Origin of the sequence: Kitasatospora sp. NPDC051170, assembly GCF_044455705.1 — a bacterium.
Lineage (GTDB): Bacteria > Actinomycetota > Actinomycetes > Streptomycetales > Streptomycetaceae > Kitasatospora.
The window spans coordinates 61,797-82,216 of sequence record NZ_JBITFA010000014.1; the positions used below are offsets into that span (position 1 = coordinate 61,797).

General features: G+C 74.6%; 21 protein-coding genes. 12 read left to right on the forward strand and 9 right to left on the reverse strand.

Going from position 1 to position 20,420, the window contains the following annotated elements:
* Positions 1–136: 136 nt before the first annotated feature.
* The 4 genes from ACIBCA_RS26965 to ACIBCA_RS26980 all read left to right on the forward strand — a co-directional run bounded on the left by ACIBCA_RS26965 (position 137) and on the right by ACIBCA_RS26980 (position 2,529).
* Positions 137–622 carry a MarR family winged helix-turn-helix transcriptional regulator gene (locus ACIBCA_RS26965; RefSeq protein ID WP_396285587.1) on the forward strand — a complete coding sequence of 162 codons (486 nt, stop codon included), beginning with the start codon at positions 137–139 and terminating at the stop codon, positions 620–622.
* A gap of 156 nt (positions 623–778) precedes the next feature.
* A complete protein-coding gene (locus ACIBCA_RS26970; RefSeq protein ID WP_396285588.1) occupies positions 779–1,336 on the forward strand; it encodes a universal stress protein in 558 nt (185 codons plus the stop codon).
* A 131-nt stretch (positions 1,337–1,467) separates the two neighbouring features.
* Positions 1,468–1,848 (forward strand): Clp protease N-terminal domain-containing protein, encoded by a 381-nt coding sequence (locus ACIBCA_RS26975; protein WP_396285589.1) that lies wholly within the window; start codon positions 1,468–1,470, stop codon positions 1,846–1,848.
* Complete coding sequence (locus tag ACIBCA_RS26980; RefSeq protein ID WP_396285590.1) at positions 1,849–2,529, forward strand: GPP34 family phosphoprotein; 681 nt, start codon at positions 1,849–1,851, stop codon at positions 2,527–2,529.
* Positions 2,530–2,532: 3 nt separating this feature from the next.
* On the opposite strand, the gene ACIBCA_RS26985 is transcribed toward ACIBCA_RS26980, so the two are convergent.
* Complete coding sequence (locus ACIBCA_RS26985; RefSeq protein WP_396285591.1) at positions 2,533–3,291, reverse strand: SDR family oxidoreductase; 759 nt, start codon at positions 3,289–3,291, stop codon at positions 2,533–2,535.
* A gap of 161 nt (positions 3,292–3,452) precedes the next feature.
* Here ACIBCA_RS26985 and ACIBCA_RS26990 point away from each other — a divergent pair, with 161 nt between their 5' ends.
* Entirely contained in the window at positions 3,453–4,358 is a 906-nt protein-coding gene (locus tag ACIBCA_RS26990; protein WP_396285592.1) for a helix-turn-helix domain-containing protein, read from the forward strand.
* A gap of 93 nt (positions 4,359–4,451) precedes the next feature.
* Complete coding sequence (locus ACIBCA_RS26995) at positions 4,452–5,474, forward strand: hypothetical protein (protein WP_396285593.1); 1,023 nt, start codon at positions 4,452–4,454, stop codon at positions 5,472–5,474.
* Positions 5,475–5,548: 74 nt separating this feature from the next.
* On the opposite strand, the gene ACIBCA_RS27000 is transcribed toward ACIBCA_RS26995, so the two are convergent.
* The 4 genes from ACIBCA_RS27000 to ACIBCA_RS27015 form a co-directional block, all read right to left on the reverse strand.
* The gene (locus tag ACIBCA_RS27000; RefSeq protein WP_396285594.1) at positions 5,549–6,799 is read right to left on the reverse strand and encodes an NAD(P)/FAD-dependent oxidoreductase; all 1,251 of its coding nucleotides are present in this window, start codon (positions 6,797–6,799) and stop codon (positions 5,549–5,551) included.
* A 247-nt stretch (positions 6,800–7,046) separates the two neighbouring features.
* Complete coding sequence (locus ACIBCA_RS27005; RefSeq protein WP_396285595.1) at positions 7,047–7,478, reverse strand: nuclear transport factor 2 family protein; 432 nt, start codon at positions 7,476–7,478, stop codon at positions 7,047–7,049.
* Between the two features lie 7 nt (positions 7,479–7,485).
* On the reverse strand, positions 7,486–8,289 hold the full coding sequence (locus ACIBCA_RS27010) for an MBL fold metallo-hydrolase (protein WP_396285596.1): 804 nt from the start codon (positions 8,287–8,289) through the stop codon (positions 7,486–7,488).
* Positions 8,290–8,412: 123 nt separating this feature from the next.
* Positions 8,413–9,669 (reverse strand): MFS transporter, encoded by a 1,257-nt coding sequence (locus tag ACIBCA_RS27015; protein ID WP_396285597.1) that lies wholly within the window; start codon positions 9,667–9,669, stop codon positions 8,413–8,415.
* 101 nt (positions 9,670–9,770) lie between these two features.
* Between ACIBCA_RS27015 and ACIBCA_RS27020 the strand changes: the two genes are divergently transcribed.
* The 4 genes from ACIBCA_RS27020 (at position 9,771) to ACIBCA_RS27035 (ending at position 14,056) form a co-directional block, all read left to right on the forward strand.
* A complete protein-coding gene (locus ACIBCA_RS27020) occupies positions 9,771–10,868 on the forward strand; it encodes a DUF5937 family protein (RefSeq protein WP_396285598.1) in 1,098 nt (365 codons plus the stop codon).
* Positions 10,869–10,951: 83 nt separating this feature from the next.
* A complete protein-coding gene (locus ACIBCA_RS27025) occupies positions 10,952–11,812 on the forward strand; it encodes a PhzF family phenazine biosynthesis protein (protein WP_396285599.1) in 861 nt (286 codons plus the stop codon).
* 87 nt (positions 11,813–11,899) lie between these two features.
* On the forward strand, positions 11,900–13,153 hold the full coding sequence (locus ACIBCA_RS27030) for a phosphotransferase family protein (RefSeq protein ID WP_396285600.1): 1,254 nt from the start codon (positions 11,900–11,902) through the stop codon (positions 13,151–13,153).
* A 9-nt stretch (positions 13,154–13,162) separates the two neighbouring features.
* On the forward strand, positions 13,163–14,056 hold the full coding sequence (locus ACIBCA_RS27035) for a LysR family transcriptional regulator (RefSeq protein WP_396285601.1): 894 nt from the start codon (positions 13,163–13,165) through the stop codon (positions 14,054–14,056).
* Here the strand turns inward: ACIBCA_RS27035 and ACIBCA_RS27040 are convergent.
* The 3 genes from ACIBCA_RS27040 to ACIBCA_RS27050 all read right to left on the reverse strand — a co-directional run bounded on the left by ACIBCA_RS27040 (position 14,053) and on the right by ACIBCA_RS27050 (position 16,851).
* Entirely contained in the window at positions 14,053–15,270 is a 1,218-nt protein-coding gene (locus tag ACIBCA_RS27040) for an MFS transporter (protein WP_396285602.1), read from the reverse strand. The genes ACIBCA_RS27035 and ACIBCA_RS27040 overlap by 4 nt on opposite strands.
* A gap of 115 nt (positions 15,271–15,385) precedes the next feature.
* Positions 15,386–15,637 (reverse strand): ferredoxin, encoded by a 252-nt coding sequence (locus ACIBCA_RS27045; protein WP_396285603.1) that lies wholly within the window; start codon positions 15,635–15,637, stop codon positions 15,386–15,388.
* Positions 15,634–16,851, reverse strand: coding sequence for a cytochrome P450 (locus tag ACIBCA_RS27050; RefSeq protein WP_396285604.1), 1,218 nt, complete (start codon positions 16,849–16,851; stop codon positions 15,634–15,636). Before ACIBCA_RS27050 ends, ACIBCA_RS27045 begins: the two co-directional genes overlap by 4 nt.
* A gap of 596 nt (positions 16,852–17,447) precedes the next feature.
* On the opposite strand from ACIBCA_RS27050, the gene ACIBCA_RS27055 reads away from it, so the two are divergent.
* A complete protein-coding gene (locus ACIBCA_RS27055) occupies positions 17,448–18,533 on the forward strand; it encodes an S-(hydroxymethyl)mycothiol dehydrogenase (RefSeq protein WP_396285605.1) in 1,086 nt (361 codons plus the stop codon).
* Positions 18,533–19,171 (forward strand): MBL fold metallo-hydrolase, encoded by a 639-nt coding sequence (locus tag ACIBCA_RS27060; protein ID WP_396285606.1) that lies wholly within the window; start codon positions 18,533–18,535, stop codon positions 19,169–19,171. The genes ACIBCA_RS27055 and ACIBCA_RS27060 overlap by 1 nt, the downstream gene beginning before the upstream one ends.
* Before the next feature lie 51 nt (positions 19,172–19,222).
* Here ACIBCA_RS27060 and ACIBCA_RS27065 read toward each other — a convergent pair whose 3' ends face one another.
* Complete coding sequence (locus tag ACIBCA_RS27065) at positions 19,223–20,296, reverse strand: hypothetical protein (protein ID WP_396285607.1); 1,074 nt, start codon at positions 20,294–20,296, stop codon at positions 19,223–19,225.
* Between the last annotated feature and the right edge of the window lie 124 nt (positions 20,297–20,420).

The window sequence follows — 20,420 nt, forward strand, 5'->3', positions numbered from 1 at the left end:
GATTGCTGATGCGCCTTACAGGCTTAGACAATAGTTGCAGACGCGCGCTATGTGCAAGAGCGGGCATTTGCCGTGCGGCGTACCCTGGAGCTCGCCGCACGCCGCACGCCACCGCACCGGAAGGAGACCCGCGCCCATGCCCGCCACGGACCCCGCGCTGACCGCCCTCGCCAATGGCTGGGCCGCCCTCTACCTCCTGGCCGGCCGGATCGAGGCGCACCTCGAGCGCACCCTCCAGACCCGGCACGACCTGAGCGTGCGCGAGTACTCGCTCCTCGACGTGCTCAGCCGCCAGCACGACGGCCAGGGCGGCCACCTGCAGATGAAGCAGGTCGCCGACGCGGTCGTGCTCAGCCAGAGCGCCACCACCCGCCTGGTCACCCGCCTGGAGGACCGGGGCCTGCTCTCGCGCTACCTCTGCGTCACCGACCGCCGCGGCATCTACACCGACGTCACCCCCGACGGCCTCACCCTCCTGGCGGCGGCCCGCCCGACCAACGAGGCGGCCCTGCGGGAGGCCCTGGACGAGGCCGCAAAGAACCCCGAACTGGCCCCACTGGTCGCGACGGTCGAGGAGATGAACCTCTCGCGCCGCCTCCCGGAGTCGGCTGCGAAGCACTGAGCACGCACTGAGCACACCGAAGCCCCGGGACGGCCGTCCCGGGGCTTCGGCGTGCACGGGTGAGGCGTATGGGTCGCGTACGGAAGGTGGCGCGGGGCGTCAAGGGGGCGTCAGGGGTGGACGGAGGGTGGTCGGCGGGGAGGTTGGGTGGGGGGTGTGAGTACGGAGGAAGTGTGGGAGGGCGGGTCGATGGGCGGCAGGGTGATCGTGGGGGTCAGTGGCTCGCTCGGCAGTCTGGCGGCGCTCCATCAGGGCGTCGGGGAGGCGCGGGAACGGCGTGCTGAGGTGTGGCCCGTCCTCGCCTGGGAACCGCCCGGCGGGGAGCACGGCTACCGGCGCTCGCCCTGCCCGCCGCTGCTCGCCGCCGTCCGGGAGGACGCCGAGCGGCGGCTGCGCGAGGCGCTGGACGCGGCCTTCGGCGGGGCTGAACCGGGGGCGCCGATGCGGCCCGTCGTCATCCGGGGCGAGAGCGGGCCGGCGCTGGTCCACCTCGCCGACCGGCCCGGGGACCTGCTCGTCCTCGGGCGCAGCGGCGGCGTGCTGCGCCGCGGGTTCCGGCGCTCCGTCACGGCGTACTGCGTGCGAAGGGCCGCCTGCCCTGTGCTGGCCGTGCCCGGGCCCGCGCTGCTCCAGGACCTGGAGGCGCTGCACCGGCGCACCCGCTGGCACCTGCCGCTCGGCGCCGAACGCGAACTCGCCCCCGTCGAGCGGTAGTCCGCCCCGCAAGCAGGGGCGTGCGGGCTCGCCGGCGTCCATGCGCGATCTTGACGTACGGAAAACGGCAAAGAACAGGCAAAGAAAGGATATGGTTCGAGGAAATCCGCGGGGTGGTGGGAGGGGACGGGATGGACACCAAGCGCTGGAAACGCCTGCTGCGCCCGGGCGGACGGCTGCGCCGGGAGGTCGACCGGGAGGCCGAGCGCCTCGGCCGCAGCACCCCCGGGACGGAACACGTGCTGCTGGCGCTGCTCGCGGCGCGCGAGGGCGACGGCGTCGAGGGCGTCCTCGACGAGCGGGGCGGCGCGCGGCTGACGGCCCTCGGGCTCGACTACGCGCGGGCCCGCGCGGCGCTCGCCACCGAAACCGTGGCCCTGCCCTCCGACCCGCAGTCCGTCGAGGCGTATCTTGCGATCACCGACACCGGGGCGTTGGTGCACTCGCTGCTGGAGGACGACACCCGGGCCAGGCGGCTCGCCGAGGCGCTGAACCGAGAAGGGGACGAATAGATGAACGGGCAGGTCACGCTCGCCGAGGAGGTCCTGCTGCTCACGCTGGACGACGAGTCCGGGGTGGCGAAGGAGCGTTTCGGAGCGGCCTGGGCGATCCCGGGCGCGCTGCTGGCCGAGCTGGCGCTGGCGGGGCGGGTGACCGTCGAGGACGGGAAGGTCGCCGTCCTCGACGGCGAGCCGGTCGGCGAGCCGCTGCTCGACGGGTGCCTCGACCGGCTCGCGGGATGGGCCGAGGGGCGGCGCACCGCCAAGGCCTCCGACTGGCTCCTCAAGGACCGGGCCACCGCGCCCACCGACACCCTCGCGCGGCTGGTCGAGCGCGGCCTGGTGACCGAGGAGCGGCACAAGGCGCTGGGCATCTTCCCCGTCCGCCGCTACCCGGAGGCGGACGGCAGCGTGGAGCGCGCCCTGCGCGAGCGACTGGCCGCCGCCGTGCTGCACGGCGCCGAGCCGGACGCGCGCACCGCCGCCCTGATCGCGCTGCTGCACGCCGCCAAGCTGTACCGGTCGGCCTTCCCGGACGTGCCGCGCAAGGAGGTCGAGCCGCGCTTCGCCGAGATCACCGAGGGCGAGTGGGCGGGCGAGTCCGTGCGGGAGGCGATCAGGAACGCCCAGGCGGTGCTCGCCGCCGTCATCGCCGCCACGGCGGCGACGGCCGCGACCACCGCCGCGATCTGACCGCTACCGGGTGGTGAAACCGCCGTTGGCGAAGATGGTCTGGCCGTTGATCCAGCCGCCCTCGGTGGCGAGGAAGGTGACGATCGGGGCGATGTCCTCGATCCGGGTCAGCCGGCCGCCCATCGCCTGCGACTTGAGGTAGGCGACGCGCTCCGGGGTCTCCTGGCCGTAGAAGAACGGGGTGTCCATCGGGCCCGGCGCCACGGTGTTCACGGAGATCCCACGCGCGGCGAACTCCTTGGCCGCCGCGCGGGTGTAGTGCTCCACCGGGGCCTTCGCCCCGGCGTACGTGGCGTAGCCGTCGGTGAACGCGGCCAGCAGGGAGGTCACGACCGTGATCACCCGGCCGCCGTCGTTGAGCCGGCGGCCCGCCTCGCGGATGAAGAAGTACGCGGCCTTGGCGTTCACCGCGTGCATGACGTCGTACTCCTCCCCCGTGGTCTCCACGATCGGCTTGCGCAGCACCATGCCCGCCGTGTTCACCGCGACGTCGACGCCGCCGAAGGTCTCCGTGGCCACGGCGAAGACGCGCTCCACCTGGGCCGGCTTCGTCAGGTCGCCCTGGACGGCCACGGCCTCGCCGCCGGACTCCTTGACGGCCGCGACCGTCGCCTCGGCGTCGGGCGCGGTGGCGTCCGAGTGGTAGTGCACGACGACCTTCGCGCCGTCCGCGCCCGCATTGCGGCTGATCAGCCCGCCGAGGTTCTTCGCGCCCGCGCCGACCAGGACGACCTTGCCCGCCAGGGAGTGGTTGTTGCTCATGATCTTCGGCTCCTCGCCAGATCGAAGGGGATGTTCGCCCGATCACCTTCCTTCGTGGGGGTGCCCCCGGGCTTGAACAATCGGCCGGGCCTGGAACGAACCGACCACGACCGCTCCCGCCGGTTCGCGGTCCGGGGCCCGGACGGAGAAGAATCGACACCATGGCGACCCCCACCGTTTCCAGCCCCACCGTTTCCAGCCCCACTGCTTCCACCTCCGCGATCAAGCCGCGCCTCGTCCGCCTCTCCGGCAGCGGCGCCGACCTCGACGAGGGCGTGGTCGAGAGAGGCATGGAGCGTGCGGGCGGCGGGGCGGTGGACGGGCCCTCGCGGCACGTCGTCGTGGTGCACACCGGCCGCTCCGCCGACCTGCACTGGTCCGAGGACGGGCGGGCCCGCCGGGAGCGGTTCCACCCCGGGCAGGCGCTGATCAACCCGGCGGGCACGGCCGCGCGACCGAGCTGGTCGCAGGACACCGAACTGCTGCTCGTCGCCCTCGAACCGGCCTGGCTGGAGAAGCTCGCCACCGAGAGCGACCTGCCCGGGCCGCTCGAACTCGCCCCGCGCTACCACCTCACCGACCCGTTCCTCGGCATGCTCGTCGAACGCCTGGTCGCCGAGTACGAGGGCCCGCAGCCCGCCGACCCGCTCTACGCCCAGTCGATGCTCCAGGCGCTCGCCGCCCACCTCATCCGCACCGCCGCCACCCGCCGCCCCACCGGGCCCGAGGTGGAGGGCGGGCTGACGCCGAAGCGGCTCAACCGGGTCATCGACCACATGAACGGCTACCTCGACGGCCGGCTGAGCCTGCCCGACCTCGCCGCCGTCGCGGGCGTCAGCCCGTCCCACTTCACGCGGGCCTTCCGCGCCTCCACCGGGCAGTCCCCGCACCGGTACCTGGTGCGGCTGCGCCTGGAACGGGCGCGGCGGGCGCTGCTCACCACCGACACCCCGATCGCCGCCGTCGCCCAGCTCAGCGGCTTCGCCGACCAGAGCCACCTCACCCGCACCATGCGCCTGCACACCGGCGTGACCCCGGCGGGTCTGCGCGCGAGCCGGGAGGGATAGCCGGGCCGGGGCCCTGAACCCACCCGAACGAGAAGGGCCACGCGGAGGATTGTTGACGAACGATCGGTGCCCGTGCTGGCTACGCTGACGCCCATGCGATCGACCTTCAGCGCCACCGGGCCCACCGGCCTGGGCACTTCGGCCGCCCGGCTCCGCCCCACGGCCCGCGACGCCGACCTCTCCGACTTCCTTCGCGAGGTCGTCCGGGCCGGCTACCCGCGGCGGCTGGAGGCACTGGCGGACGGCTACGTCCCCGGCGCCGACCCCGAGCGGGTGCGGGCCGAGGCCGCGTTCCTCACCGCGGAACTCGCGTCCTTCGGGATCGAGCACGACCGGGCGTACGTCGAGATCATGGCCCACTACCGCCAGTTGATGATCCCGGTCGAGAGCCCGGAGCTGGGCCTGGCCCTCACCCGCGACTGCCTGGTCCCGCTGATCGTCGACGACGCCTGCGGCCGCAGCGGGGCCGACGCGCACCGGGCACTGGGCGCCGCGATGCTGCGCGGCGTGATCCAGCTCCGGCACGGCCGGGCCGTCCTCGACAGCGTCCTGCACCCGCCGTCGGTCTACACCGAGCACTCCTTCAACGAGCTGGCCCGGTTCTGCTCACCCGAACTCCTCAGTCTGCACAAGGAGTTCTACTACCAGTCCTTCATCGGGGTGATCCTGGAGTCAGGCTTCACCCCCGACGTCCGCGACGGCATCGACACCGAATACGTGCGCGGGCGCTCGGGCTTCTGCGAGTTCTACGCCACCGTGGCGGCCGTGGCGTACGACTGCCTCGACTTCGAGCGCAACCTCCCGCTCTGGGGTGCCACGCTGAGCGCCTGGGTGGACTACCTCAACCTCGTCAACGACCTGATGTCCTGTTACAAGGAGGTGCTGCGCGGCGAGTTCACCTCCAACAGCATCTACCGCCGGGCCGTCCAGCAGGGCACGACCCTGCTGGACGCCTACGCGGCGACCTTCGACCGGGCCGAGACCGCCTACCACCGAATCCTGGAACACGCCGCCCCGCACCAGCGCCCGCACCTGCTGCAGTACCTCCAGGGGTACGTCCACTGGCACGCCACCTCCGACCGCTACCGCTGGGCCGAGTTCACCACGCTGCGGTAGCCGGGCCCGGGGCTGTGGGTCGTCAGAGGTCTCCGGCCTTGCCGCGCCTCCCTGCCTCGGCTTCCAGTATTGCTCTACAGGTCGGTGAGGGGGACGGAGGGGTCGGCGAGGCGGGCCGGGTCCACCGCCCGCTGGGAGGTGATGAGTTGGCGGATGGGGTCGACGACGTCCCAGACGTTGACGTTCATGCCGGCGAGGACGCGGCCGCCGGAGAGCCAGAAGGCGATGAACTCGCGGGTGGCGGGATCACCTCGGAAGACGACCTGGTCGTAGCCGCCGGGGGCGACGTAGCCGACGTACTCCAGGCCCAAGTCGTACTGGTCGCTGAAGAAGTACGGGACGCGGTCGTAGACGGCATCCGGCTGGCCGAGGAGTGCGCGGGCGGCGGTCTGGGGCTGGTTGAGGGCGTTGGCCCAGTGTTCGACGCGGATGTGGGTGGCGAAGAGGGGGTGGTAGGCGTTGGCGACGTCTCCGGCGGCGTAGACGTCGGGGTCGGAGGTGCGCAGGTGTTCGTCGGTCCTGATGCCGTTGTCCACCTCCAGGCCGGCGGCCTCGGCGAGGGCGGTGGCGGGGGAGATGCCGATGCCCACCACCACCGCGTCGGCGTCGACGACCGTGCCGTCGGCGAGGCGCACGCCGCTCACCGTGCGTCCGTCGCCGGTGAGTTCGGCGACCTGGACGCCGAAGCGCAGGTCCACGCCGTGGTCGCGGTGGAGGTCGGCGAAGACCTGGGAGACCTCGCGGCCGAGCACCCGCAGCAGGGGGAGTTCGGCGGCCTCCAGGACGGTCACCTCCACCCCGGCGGTGCGGGCGGCGGCGGCCACCTCCAGGCCGATCCAGCCCGCGCCGATCACCGCGAGGCGGGAAGCGCTCTTCAGTGCCTCCTTGATGCGGTCGCTGTCCTCGACGCGGCGCAGGTAGAGCACGCCGTCCTGGTCGGCGCCGGGGACGGGCAGGCGGCGGGGGACGGAACCGGTGGTGAGCAGGAGTTTGGCGTACTCGATCCGGCCGTCGTCGGTGAGGGTGACGGTGCGGGCGGCCGGGTCGATCGCGGAGACGGCGGTGCCCAGGCGCAGGGTGACGTTCTGCTCGGCGTACCACTGCGGCGGGTGGACGTAGATCTTCTCCCGGGGCTCCGTGCCGAGCAGGTAGCCCTTGGACAGCGGCGGCCGCTCGTACGGGCGTTCGTGCTCCTCGCCGATCAGCACGATGCCGCCCTCGTACCCGGCCGCGCGCAGCGCCTCGGCGGCCTTGGCGCCGCCCAGGGACGCGCCGACGATGACGATGGGACGCTCCCGGCCCTCGGTGCCTGACAAGCCCGACATGTTCGACTCCACTCTGTCCACGGGGAATTCGGGGCCAGCCTGCCGCCGGGCCGGTGCCCTGTCGAGACCGCGCCGGGCGCGGCGCGCGTGGCCCGCCCGTTCGAGTGACGGGACCCGCGTCCGGCCACTGAGCTCGGGCTCACGGCGTACAACGGCGACCCAGTCGGTGACCTCGGACAACGGCCGTTGACCGACCAGCGGGAAACAGGGCGGTCCGGTCCCCGGCGGGGGCCGGACCGCTGCGTGTCTACGGGGTCATCGCCTCGCGGACCAGCGCCGTGTCGGTGAACTGCTCGAAGCGGACGATCCGGCCGCCGCGCACCGTGAAGTGGTGGGCGACGCGGACGGCGAGGGCCTTGCCGGTGGCCCGGTTGACGGCGGTGTAGCGGGCGAGGACCACCACGTCCTCGCCGTCGACCACGTAGGTGTCGTCGTGGGCCGTCCAGTCGGTCCACTCGGCGGCGAGGCGTTCCATCACGCCCGAGGTGACGCCCTTGGGGGTGCGGTAGGTGCCGGCGAGGGGGAAGCCGGCCATCTCCGTCCACTCGACGTCCTCGGCGAGGGTGGCGCGCAGGGCGGCGAGGTCGCCCCGGGCGGAGGCGAGGTACTGGCGGCGGACGACGTCGGCGGGGGCGGAGGACTCGGCGAAGCCGGCGACGTCCCGGGGGATCTCGATCACGGCGCGCTCAGCCCCAACTCATCTCGCCCATGGCGACCTTGGTGCCGATGTCGACGGCGATCCCCAGCCCGTAGCCGGGGAAGCGGCCCTCCAGGGCGGCCTTCGCGGTGGCGGCGTCGGGGGCGCGGCCGATCTCGGTCTCGAAGGCGCGCAGGTAGTCGCGGGTCTGGTGGAGGGAGGTGAGGTCGGTGGGAGCGTCCGCCCGGCGGTGGCCGGCGGCGACCCACTGGGGTTCCAGGGCCTCGATGCCGTCCAACAGGTCGATCCAGGCGGTGCGTTGGGCGGGATCGGGGGTGTCGGCCGTCCACACGTGCAGGTCCTCGAAGAGCAGCACCCCGCCGAGGACCGTGCGGTGGTGGTGCTGCCACAGGTAGTGCCGGTCGGGGAGGTGGAAGTCGGCGCCGCGCAGCTCGAACCGGTGGCCCTCGAAGACGAGTTCGTCGCCGGGCAGCACCTCGGGGCGCACCAGGCGGGTGGGCAGCTCGGGCCCGAGGTGCTCCCAGGCGCGGAGCTTGGCCTCGTACGTCTCCTGGATGTGCTCGACGGTGGAGGCGGTGGCCAGGAACCGGGCCTGGGGGAAGGCGTCCTGGATCTCCTGGGCGCCGAAGTAGAAGTCCGGGTCGCCGTGGCTGACGAACACGGTGGTCAGCCGCTTGCCGCCGGCGCGGATCCGCTCCACGAGGCGTCGCCCGTCGGAGCGGGTGAACCCGGCGTCGACCAGCAGGGCGTCCTGCGGGCCGGTGACCAGGACGGAGGTCTTGTTGAGCGAGCTGTCGGGGCTGTCGACGATCTCGAAGTCGAGCGCACTCATGTAGGGGCATCCTTCCTCGGGCCGGGCACGTGCGGGGCCGGGCACGCCTCGTCGTCAGGATCGGCGCTGCGGGCCCTGCCCGCATCCCGAGTTTCCCGAAGGACAAGGCCTAGGCACGCGGCACTAGGCACGCGGCGCCAGGCGGCGGACGGCCAGGGCGGCGACGGCGGTGGTGAGGGCGAGGGCGGGCCACAGGTAGGCCGGGTCGGCGCTGAGGAGGGCGGTCAGGGCGGCCGGGGCGGCGGCGCGGCCGACGCCGGAGGAGAACTCCCAGCGGGCGAGGGCGCGGCCGAGCAGGTGCGGCGGGGCGGTGGCGGTGACCAGGGCGATGCCGGAGCCGGTGTAGAGGATCTCGCCGAGGGTGTAGAGGACGGAGACGAGGGCGATCCCGACGGCGCCCGTCGTGCCGCCCAGGGCTCCGGCCGCCCAGAAGCCCAGGTAGGACGCCGCGAGGACGGCGCCGGCGGCGGACAGGACGCTGCGGCGCGGGTGCTTCGCGAGGCGCAGGACCAGGGCCAGTTGCAGGGCGATCACCAGCACGGTGTTGCCGACGAAGATGCCCGAGGACCAGGCGGGCGAGACGTGCAGCTGGAGGACGAGGAGCGCGGGGAGCGCCACCTCCAGCACGTCGAAGCAGAACGCGTACGGCAGGTTGGCGAGGCTGAGCAGGGTGAGGCGGCGCAGCGGCTCGTCCTGCTCGGCCTCGGCCTCGGGGCCGGGGCCGGGGCGGGCGGCGGCCGGGCGCTGCGGCGCGGGGAGGTGGACGCGCAGGGAGGCGACCAGTGCGGCGGCGGTCAGGCAGGCCCCGCCCGTCACCCCGGCGAGCAGGCGCAGCGTGCCCGTGCCGCCGGCGACGGCCGCGGTGGCCAGCAGCGCGCCCGCGCCGAGGCCCGCGTTGCGCAGGGAGCGCCCGGCGGCGAGGGCGGCGTCGCGCAGCCGGCCCTCGGTGAGGGTGCTGACCACCGCGGCGTGCGTGGTCGGCCAGGACTGGCTGCCCACGCCGAACAGCACGGCGGCCACGGCGAACAGCGGCAGCGACCCGGCGGCGAGCAGGGTCAGGGCGCCCGCCCCGCGCAGGACGAGGGTGACGGCGGCGGGCAGGGTGCGGGCGCCGCGGTCGATCCAGCGGCCGGTGAGCGGGACGACCAGCAGGCCCGCCACCATCCCGGCGGACAGGGCCAGCCCTACCGCGCCGGCGCCCAGGTGCAGCACGCCGACGCCGTACAGCAGCAGGAACGGGCGCAGCAGGCCGCCGCCGACGGCGTCCACGGCGAGGGCGGTCGCGTAGCGGGGCCCGCCGGCGGCGGCCAGCAGGCGCAGCGGGCCGGGGCGCGGGTGGTCGTCGGCGGCGGGGGCGGACTTCTGCTGCATCAGGGTCATGGCCGGTACCGTCCGCCCCGGCCGTGGCCCCTGGCACGCGGATTGACGGTGACCGTCAATCCGCGGCGGCGCCCTCACCCCCGGGTGGGAGGATCGGCCCCGTGAGCCTGACCATCGACATCACCGGCCTGCCCGGGGAGCGGCTGCTCTTCACCCCGTCCCCCCTCGCCGAGCTGACCTCCATGCTGCACGTGCTCGCCGAGCCCGCGCACCACCCGGGGCTGCACGGCTGGGCGGCGAGCACCACCGCCGCGATCCCGCCCGGGCTGTCCGAACGGCTGCTGGAGGCCGACTTCCTCTGGCGCTCCTCCCGGGCCGACTTCCTCGTGCCCGGGCTGCCCGGGGCGAGCCTCGGCGAGGAACTCGACGCCGTCGACCGGATCGACGACGAGCTGTACGTGGCCGCGGCGCTGATCACCACCTGCGGGTCCTCCCGGCTCACCCACCGGCTCGGGTCCCCGCTCACCGACCCCGTCGCCGGCGAGCGGGCCCGGGACCTCGCCCTCGCCCGGGGCCCCCGGCAGGCGGCCTTCGCCGACCGGCTGCTCGCCGACCCGCCCGCCGTACGGGCCCTGGTGCGGCGGATGCTCGAGGACTGCGGCCGGGCGTTCTTCGCGGACGCCTGGCGCAGCGTGCTGCCCGACCTCGCGGCCGACGCCCGGCGCAAGGCCGACCTGCTCGCCCGGCACGGGCTCGCCGAGACGCTGGCCGCCGTGTCGGGGTCCGTGGGCCTGGAGGACGGGGAGGACGGGCGTCGGCGGATCGTCATCGACAAGCTCCAGGACAACGCCACCGCCGCCACCGAGAGCGGGGGCGTCACGTTCATCCCCACCGCCTTCGGCCGCCCGCACCTGCTCGTCGTCCACACCCGCGGCTGGCGCCCCGTCGTCCAGTACCCGGTCGGGGAGGCGGGCGTGCCCGAGCCCGTCTCGCTCGCGCTCGTCCAGCAGCGGCTGGAGGCGCTCGCCCACCCCGTGCGGCTGCGCCTGGCCCGGACGATGGCGCGCGGCCCGCACACCACTGGCGAGCTGGCCGCGGCCTGGCAGCTCACCGCACCCGAGGTGTCCCGGCACCTCGCGGTGCTGCGCCGGGCCGGGCTGCTGACGACCCGCCGACGCGGGCGGTACGTGCTCTACCAGCTGGACCTCGCCGTCGGTACCCGGCTGGGATCGGACCTGCTGGAGGCGATGCTGCGGTGAAGGGCACTGCGGTGAACGGTCCTGCGGTGAACGGCGCTGCGGTGAACGGGAACACCCGTCGATCGGAGCGCGTTCGTCCGGGCATGACAGCCGACGCCAGCACGCCCGAGATCCTCCGCTACGCCGCCTTCGCCAGCCGCCCCGAGGGCGGGAACCCGGCCGGGGTCGTGCTGGACGCCACCGGGCTGACGGACGAGCGCCAGCTCGCCATCGCCGCCGAGCTCGGGTACTCGGAGACGGCCTTCCTCACCCCCGGGGACGGCGAACGGACCTACCGCGTCCGGTACTTCAGCCCGCTCGCCGAGGTGCCGTTCTGCGGCCACGCCACCGTCGCCTCCGCCGTCGCGCTCGCCGACCGGCGCGGGCCCGGCGCTTACCTCTTCGAGACGGCGGCCGGCCCGGTGCCCGTCGAGATCGAACGCGGCGCGGACGGCGTGCTGCGCGCCACCCTCACCAGCGTGGAGCCGCACACCGAGGAGGTGCCGGCTGAGGACGTGGCGCAGGCGCTCGTCCTGCTGGACTGGTCGGCCGGGGACCTCGACGGGGAGCTGCCGCCGAGGATCGCCTACGCGGGCGCCCGGCACCTGGTGCTGGCCGTGACCACCCGGGAGCGGCTGGCGCGGCTCGACTACGACTTCGAGGGCCTCGCCGCCTACATGCGGGCACGGGACCTGACGACCCTCCAACTCGCCTGGCGCGAAAGCCCCGAGGTGTTCCACGTCCGCGACCCGTTCCCCGTGGGCGGCGTGGTCGAGGACCCGGCGACGGGCGCCGCCGCGGCCGCCTTCGGCGCGTACCTGCGGGAGCTGGGCGTGGTGAGGGCGCCGACGGTGCTGACCCTGCACCAGGGCGACGACCTGGGCCGCCCCGGGCTGCTGCGCGTCGAGCTGCGGGAGGGGGACGCCCGGGTGCGGGTGTCGGGCGCGGCGGTGGCGATCCCGTAGCGGCATTTCCGAGCGGGGCGGCGCGCGTCGCGGCCCCGGTCGGAAATGCGGTCGCGGCGAGGGGCGCTCGTGGGGGAGGGTGCGGGGATGAGACGTATGGTGACCGTCGAACTGACGCATCGGGGCGAGTACTTCGGCAGGCTCGGCCCCTTCGGTGCGGCCGGGCCGTACTGGCAGTCCACGGAAGGTGTGCTCGCGGGGGTCGACGTGCCCGCCGTGGTGCTGCGCCTGGTCGACGGCCGCGGGGCGGACGGCGGTCCGTGCGGAGGCGAGGTGCGCTACCACGTCGAGGCGCTGGAGCGGCCGGATGGGCGCGAGGCCCGGCCGATGGACGCCGGGACGGCGGCCGTGCTCGGCCCCGCCGAGGGGCGGTCCTCCTGGGCCCGCCCGGACGGGCTTCGCGAGGCGCTGGCCTGGGCGGAGGCGCGGGTGGACGGCGCCGGGCCGGTGCGGCAGGTGCGGACGTGGAACCTCTCCGGGCTGTTCCGTCTCCCCGCAGGCACTTCCGGCGGCTCTGCCAGCGGCTCTCCCGACGGCTTTCCCGGCGGCGCCTGGCTGAAGACCACCACGCCCGCGTTCAACGCCGCCGAGGGGGAGGTCATCGCGCTGCTCGGCAGTGTCGACGCCACGCTCGTCCCGACGGTGATCGCCGCCGACGCGGCCGCCGGCCGGCTGCTGCTGGAGGCCGTCCCCGGGGAGGACTGCTGGGGCCCGTCCGCCGACACCGTCGCGGAGGTCGTGCCCCGCCTGGTCGCCGCGCAGGCGGCGCTGGCGGCCGACGGGCGCGCGGCCTCGGCGGGCTTGCGCGACCGGACGCCGCTGGCGCTGCTCGGGCAGCTGGAGGTGCTGCTCGACCGGCTCCCGCAGGAGACGGACCTGAGCGCGCAGGAGCGGGTGGAGGTGGCCCGGCTGGTCGCCGAACTCCCGGATCTCATCGAGGAGTTGGAGGAGTGCGGACTCCCGGTGACGCTCATCCACGGCGACTTCCACCCCGGCAACTGGCGCGCCGAGGCCGGTGGCCCGGCCGTGGTGCTCGACTACGCCGACGCCTGCCTCGGCCACCCCGCCCTGGACGGCCTGCGGGCACGCGAGTTCCTCACCCCGGACGCCTGGAGCCACCACGCCCGGGTGTGGTCGGAGGCCTGGCGGGCCCACGCCCCGGGCTCCCGGCCCGGGCGGGCGCTGGAACTGGCCGAGCCGCTGCACCACCTGGCGTACGCGCTGCGGTACCAGGAGTTCCTGGACCACATCGAGACCAGCGAGCGCCCCTACCACGAGGGTGACCCGGCCGCCGAGCTGCGCGCCGCGCTGGCCTGCGGCCCCGCCCGGCGCGCCTCGTAGACTGCCGGGGTGGAACAGAACCCCCTCCCCGAGCTGCCCCTTCAGGAACTGGAGTGCTTCTCGGTGCTCGTCCACGAGCTGCACTTCGGGAGGACGGCGGAGGTGCTGGGCCTCTCCCAGGGCAGGGTCTCGCAACTGGTCAAGCGGCTGGAGCGGCGGATCGGCGCGCCGGTGTTCGCGCGGACGAGCCGGCGGGTGGAGCTGACGGAGGTGGGGCGGCGGCTCGCCGGGGAGGTGGTGCCGGCGTTCGGGCGGCTGCGGGAGGGGTACGACGCCGCGCGGGCGTGGGCGGCGGCCTCGGACCGGCCGCTGCGGGTGGGGTTCCAGTGCGCGGTGTACGAGCCGGTGGCGCGGGCGATCGCCGCGCTGCCCGGGGGCGTCGTGGAGCTGGTGGAGCTGCCCTGGGGGGACCCGTTCTCGCACCTCGCCCGGGGGGAGATCGATCTGGGGATCGTGCTCGGGCCGTGCCGGGAACCGGAGTTGGAGGTGCTGCTGGAGTTCTCCCGGCAGCCGGTGCGGGTCGCGGTGGCGGCCACGCGGTGGGCGCGGGAGAGCGTGATTCCCGGGGAGCGGCTGGCCGAGCTGGAGCTGATCGAGCCGCGGGGGCCCGCCCCGGAGTACTGGCGGGTGGCGAACGCCCCCCGGGAGGTGGACGGCGGGCGGGCGCTGACGTACACGGCGGGCGCGGCCACCGTGCAGGAGGGGCTGACGATGGTGGCGGTCACCGGCCGGGGCATGATGCTGTGCGAGGGGAGCACCCGGTACGTGCAGCGGCCGGACATCCGGTACCTGCCGGTCGAGGGCCTGGAACTGCCCTCCACGCTCGTGCTGGTGCAGAACGAGCGCCGGCCGCACCGGCTGTCCCCGCTGCTCGTCGAGCAGGTGCGCCGGCGTGATCGCTAGCAGGCCGGCTGCGGCCGGGAGAGGGCGGCGAGGAGCAGCCCGGCGCCGGTGAACAGGGCGGCCGTGGCGAGGACGGCGTGGTTGCCGGCCTGGTCGATGACGAGGCCGCCGGTCAGGGAGCCGAGGGCGATGCTCGCGTTGAAGACGCCGGACCAGAGGGCGACCGTGGTCTCGAAGCGGTCCGGGGCGGCGGCGCTCACCCAGGTCTGGGTGGAGACGGACACGCCGCCGTAGGAGACGCCCCACAGCACCAGGACGGCCAGGACGGTGACCAGGCTCCCGGTGCCGTGCGGCAGGAGCGCGGCGGCCAGGGTGACGCCGGCGAGGGCGGTGGCCACGGCGGCCTTGGGGCGGCGGCCGGCGAGCGGTCCGAGGGTGAAGTTCCCGGCGACGCCCGCCAGCCCGTACACCAGCAGGCAGCTCGCGATGACGCCGCCGGCCAGGCCCGCGTCGCTCTCCAGCACCGGGCGGACGTAGGTGTAGCCGGTGAAGTGGCCCAGGACGACCAGGGCGGTGACGACGAGTCCGGTGGCGACGCCGCGGTGGCGCAGGGCGGCGGCGAGACCCCCGATCCGGCCGCGTTCGCGCACCGGCAGCGCGGGCACCACGGCGGCGAGGACGGCGGCGCAGAGCACGCCGAGCAGGGCGAGCGCCCAGAACGCGCCGCGCCAGCCGATCGCCGCGGCGAGGTAGGTGCCGAGGGGGACGCCGAGGACGGAGGCGATGGAGACGCCGGAGAAGATCAGCGTGGTGGCGAGGGCCACGCGCGGCCCCTGGACGAGCCGTGAGCCGAGAGCGGCGGCGACGACCCAGACGACGCCCATCGCCACGCCGAGCAGGACGCGGGAGGCGGCGAGCACGGCGAAGTTCGGGGCGAGCGCGCTGAAGGCGTCGGCGGCGGAGAGCAGTAGCAGGAACGCGACGAGGACGCGGCGGCGGTCGTGCCGGCCGATCAGGGCCGGGGCGAAGGGGGAGACGGCGGCGGCGACCAGGCCCGTGATGGTGAGGGAGAGGCCCGTGACGCCGTCGGTGACGCCGAGGGTGTGGGCCATCGGGGTGAGCAGGCCGACGGGCATCATCTCGGAGGAGACGACGGTGAAGGTGGCGAGGGCGAGGGCGAGGACGGGGGACCAGCGGGTCGGGGGTGGGAGCGGTTCCGCCCTCGGGGTCTGGGTGTCAGGGGGCTGGGTGTCAGGGGTTTGGGTGCTGGACATGTCGCCCAGCTCATCAGCGGGCGGGAGGGCGAACAAGATCGATCGGCTCATCGATCGATTAGCCGGGCTCATGGATGGAGGGGCCCTGGAGACCAGGGCCCCTCCTCCACGGGTCTCACTCCGCCGGGGCGATCCGGTACCCGCCGCGCGCCGACAGCAGGGTCAGCGCCTCGACCGGGCAGTAGTCCACCGCGTCGGCCAGCTCCGGCGTCAGGTCCGCGCCGCCGTCCGCGTACGGGGCGAGCGGCTCGGCCACGCCGTCCGGCCCGAGGGCGAGCGCGGCGGGCGCGCCGAGGGCGCACATCCCCGAGCCGATGCAGCGTACGCGGTCCACCCGGACGACCACGGCCTCCGGCGAGGCCGTCACCAGGTGACCCGGAGCGCGTTCGGGCTGCGGGTCAGCAGGCCCCGGCGCCAGTCGATGTCCTTCATCGGTTCGTCCAGGCGCAGCGAGGGCAGCCGCCGGGCCAGGCGGTGCAGGGCCAGCTCCAGCTCCATCCGGGCCAGCCAGGCGCCCAGGCAGTGGTGCGGCCCGGCGCCGAAGGTGAGGCTGGGGGCGGCGAGGGGGGAGAACAGCTCGGTGAGCAGGTCCGAGGTGAAGACGTCCGGGTCGTGGTTGGCGGCAGCGGTGTCGGCGGCGACCACGCTGCCGGCCGGGATGAGCACCCCGCCGATCTCCACCTCCTCGACGGCGCGGCGCAGCAGCCCGGGCATGTGCTCGGTGTTGTCGCCCAGCGGCACGCGGCGCAGCAGCTGTTCGGTGGCGGCGCTCGCGCTGGCCTCGTCGGCGGCGAGCCGGCTCCAGGCGTCGCGGCCGTCCTCCAGCAGGTAGACCAGGGCGTTGCCGAGGCTGGTCATCGTGGTCTCGTGGCCCGCGATCACCAGGCCGATGACGAGGGTGACCAGCTGCTCCTCCGTCATGCTGCCGTCCGCGGCGGCCGTGATGAGGCTGCTGACCAGGTCGTCGCCGGGGTCGGTGCGGCGCTCGGCGATCACCTGGGTGCCGAAGGCGTAGAACTCGCCCATGGCGGTGGCGATCTCCTCGGCGCTGTACGCGGTGGCGGAGAGCGCGTGGTCGCTCCAGTGCCCGATGCGCTTGGAGTCGAGGTTGTCCACGCCCATCAGACGGCTGATCACGGCGACGGGCAGCGGGCGGGTGTAGGCGTCGACGATGTCGGCGGGGGAGCCGGCGTCGATCAGCTCGTCGATCAGGGACTCGACCACCGAGGCCACCCAGGGCCGCCAGCGGGCGATGGCCCGGGGGGTGAAGGCCCGCTGCACGGTGCGGCGCAGCCGCTGGTGGTCGGTGCCGTCGATGTTCAGCATGCTCTGCGGGTCGTCGAGGATGTTGGGGGCGAGGGTGACCGGCGGGGCGTCCGTCGCGTAGAGGGCGCTGCGGTTCAGCCGGGGGTCGGTGAGGACCTGACGCACGTCGGCGTGCCGGCTGACCAGCCACACGGGGGTGCCGGTGCGCAGGGCGGCGAGCCGGGGCGGGCCGGGCTCCGCGTGGCGCAGGCAGTGCATCGGGGGGAGCGGCGCGGTGCCGGTCGCGGCACCGGGCGCACTGTTCTGGGCGGGCATCCGAACTCCAGACTCCAGGGCGGTGAGCCGCGGGGTGCGGCTCGACGGGGGGAACCGGGATGGTGCGTGCGGCTGGCGGTGGTGCGGGCCGGGTGGAGCACGCGGCTGGGTGGGATGGGGTGCGCGGTGGGAACGGTGGCGTGAAGCTGTGGCGCGAGACGTACGGGCGCGTACGGTCGGTACGCCCCTGGTACGGGCGGTGCGCGGTGGCGCGCCGTCGCGTGGGGCGGGTGCGCCGAGCGTGGTCGGCCCGTCCGCCTCCGCTACGACCGTACGTGGACGGTGAGGTGTCCGTCTGCGGCACTTCCAGCCAACGGCGGTGGAATCCGGGCGCTTCGGGGCACTGCGGCGGGCGCCCGGTGCCTGCCGTGCGCCCCCCATGGCATGCCCGCGCCGACGCACCCCGCTCTCGCGCCCGGCGAGGGGCCGGTGAGGGCCCGGTGAGGGGCCGGCACCCGCCTTCAGCCCCGGCTCCACGGGTGGGCGCTAGGCTGCGGGGGCGGCGGTGACGGCGGGTCGGACCGGCGGGCCGCCGCAGGAAAGACGGCAGGTCGAGCCGGGTGCGACGGCGCCCCGGTGGACGGAGGTGGGAACGGATGGCCCAGCAGGTCAAGGCAGTCATCGCGCGCGCGAAGGGCGCGCCCGTGGAGGTCACCACGATCGTGGTGCCCGACCCAGGCCCGGGCGAGGCGGTGGTCCGGATCCAAGCCTGCGGGGTGTGCCACACCGACCTCCACTACCGTGAGGGCGGCATCAACGACGAGTTCCCGTTCCTGCTCGGCCACGAGGCCGCGGGCATCGTCGAGACGGTCGGCGAGGGCGTCACCGAGGTCGCGCCCGGCGACTTCGTGATCCTCAACTGGCGTGCGGTCTGCGGCCAGTGCCGCGCCTGCAAGCGCGGGCGGGCGCAGTACTGCTTCAACACCCACAACGCGAAGCAGCGGATGACGCTGCTGGACGGCACCGAGCTGTCCCCGGCGCTGGGGATCGGCGCGTTCGCCGAGAAGACCCTCGTCGCCGCCGGGCAGTGCACCAAGGTCGACCCGCAGGCCGAGCCGGCCGTCGCGGGCCTGCTGGGCTGCGGCGTGATGGCGGGCCTCGGCGCCGCGATCAACACCGGCGGCGTGGGCCGGGGCGACTCGGTGGCCGTCATCGGCTGCGGCGGCGTCGGCGGCGCGGCCGTGATGGGCTCCCGGCTGGCGGGTGCGGCGAGGATCATCGCCGTCGACATCGACGACCGCAAGCTGGAGAAGGCCCTCGCCCTGGGCGCCACCCACACCGTCAACTCCCGCACCACCGACCCGGTCGAGGCGATCCGCGAACTGACCGGCGGCAACGGCGCGGACGTCGTCGTCGAGGCGGTCGGCCGCCCGGAGACGTACAAGCAGGCGTTCTACGCCCGCGACCTCGCCGGCACCGTCGTCCTGGTCGGCGTGCCGACCCCGGAGATGACGCTGGAACTGCCGCTGCTCGACGTGTTCGGCCGCGGCGGCGCGCTCAAGTCCTCCTGGTACGGGGACTGCCTGCCCTCCCGCGACTTCCCGATGCTGATCGACCTCTACCTCCAGGGCCGCCTGGACCTGGGCGCGTTCGTCACCGAGACCATCGAACTCGACGGCGTGGAACAGGCGTTCGCGCGGATGCACGAGGGCGACGTGCTGCGCTCGGTGGTGGTGTTCTGATGGGCGCGGGCACCGTCCGGATCGACCGGCTCGTCACCGCCGGGACCTTCGAGCTCGACGGCGGCAGCTGGGAGGTGGAGAACAACGTCTGGATCGTCGGCGACGACGAGGAGGCGGTGGTGATCGACGCCGCCCACGACGCCGGGGCCATCGAGGCGGCGCTCGGCGGCCGGCGGCTGCTGGCGATCGTCTCCACCCACGCCCACAACGACCACATCGACGCCGCCCCGGCCCTCGCCGGGCGCACCGGCGCGCCGATCCTGCTGCACCCCGACGACCTGCCGCTGTGGAAGCTCACCCACCCCGAGCGGCTGCCGGACGGCGAACTCGCCGACGGACAGGTCATCGAGGTCGCGGGGACGGAACTGACCGTGCTGCACACCCCCGGCCACGCCCCCGGCGCGGTCTGCCTCTACGCCCCGGGCCTGGGCACCGTCTTCACCGGCGACACCCTCTTCCAGGGCGGCCCGGGCGCCACCGGCCGGTCGTTCTCGCACTTCCCGACCATCGTCGAGTCCATCCGCGAGCGGCTGCTGTCGCTCCCGGCGGAGACGGTGGTGCGCACCGGCCACGGCGACCCGACCACCATCGGCGCCGAGGCCCCGGCCCTGCCGGAGTGGATCGCGCGCGGGCACTGATTCTGCTGTGCGGGGCCCCGGGCGGTCAGGTGATCCGCCCGGGGCTTCGTGCTACGCCCTGTCCGGGCCGCCGGCCGGACGCAGGCCCGCGAACTCGTCGAGGACGGCGACGCGCAGTTCGTGGGCGCCGTCCGGGCGGGTCCACTCGTAGTACAGGTACCAGCGGCCCCGGGCGGCGACGAGGTCGGCGTAGCGGACGTCCAGCCAGGGCCCGTCCGGGGTGAGGCGGTGCCAGGTGCGCAGGTCGGGGGAGGCGGCGAGGCCGCAGCGCTCCTCGTAGTTGCCGTCGGCGTCCGCCGAGCCGTCGTAGAGCGCCAGCCAGCCGCCGCGCCCGTCGGGGAGGACGGCGGTGATCCGGGACTCGTAGGCGTCCCAGGCGCCGGCGGGGCCGACGTCCAGGGCTTCGGCGGCCCGGCCGGGGGCCGCGGTGAAGCGCAGCCCGTCCGGGGAGAGGGCGTGCGCGGTGGGCTGGACGGTGAGGCCCGTGGTGTGGATGTCGGCGGTGGCGTGGGCGCGCTCGCGCTCCTCGGGGGTGAACGGGCGGGCGCGCGAGACGGTGCTGAAGAGGTGGACGCCCTCGTCGGTGTCGAGCAGGTACGGGTCCTTGACACCCTCGGTGCCGGTGCCCGCGGCGGTGAGCACGGGGGTGCGGGCGGCGAGGTCGAAGGACTCGGCGGCTTCGGCGCTCGGGGTGTCCGTGCCGAGGGCCCGCGTGCTCAGTGTCTCCGCGCTCAGGGCGTCGATGCGCCAGCGGTTGTCGGCCGGGTCGACGTAGCTGAGGTGCAGCAGGTAGCGGCCGTCGCGGCGCAGCAAGGCGAGGCGTTCCATCGAGGGGGAGCCGAGTTCCTCGCTGCGGACGGACCAGAGGTCGCGGAACTCGAGCCCGTCGCGGCTCTCGGCGACGGCGCAGCGCCAGCCCCGGTCCGGGCCCGAAGCCGTGCTGTCGCGCGGGCGGCGCTCGCGGTAGGTGAGGAGGAACCGGTCGAGCTCGGGCTCGTAGCGGACGCTCGGGCAGCCCGCCCAGTAGCCGGGCTCGGGGCGTTCGGGGGCGCGGACGAGGTGGGAGCCGCTCAGGTCGGGGGCGGCGGGCAGGGCGGGGTCGGCGGGCAGGGCGGGGTCGGACATGGGGCCGTCCTTCGGCGAGAGGAGACGTGGATCGAGAGTTTTCTATCAGATCGATCAAAAGTCGAGGGGGTTCGCCGAAGTGTGGCCCACCTGCGCTTTCCCCAGTCCACCTGCTGATCTTCTG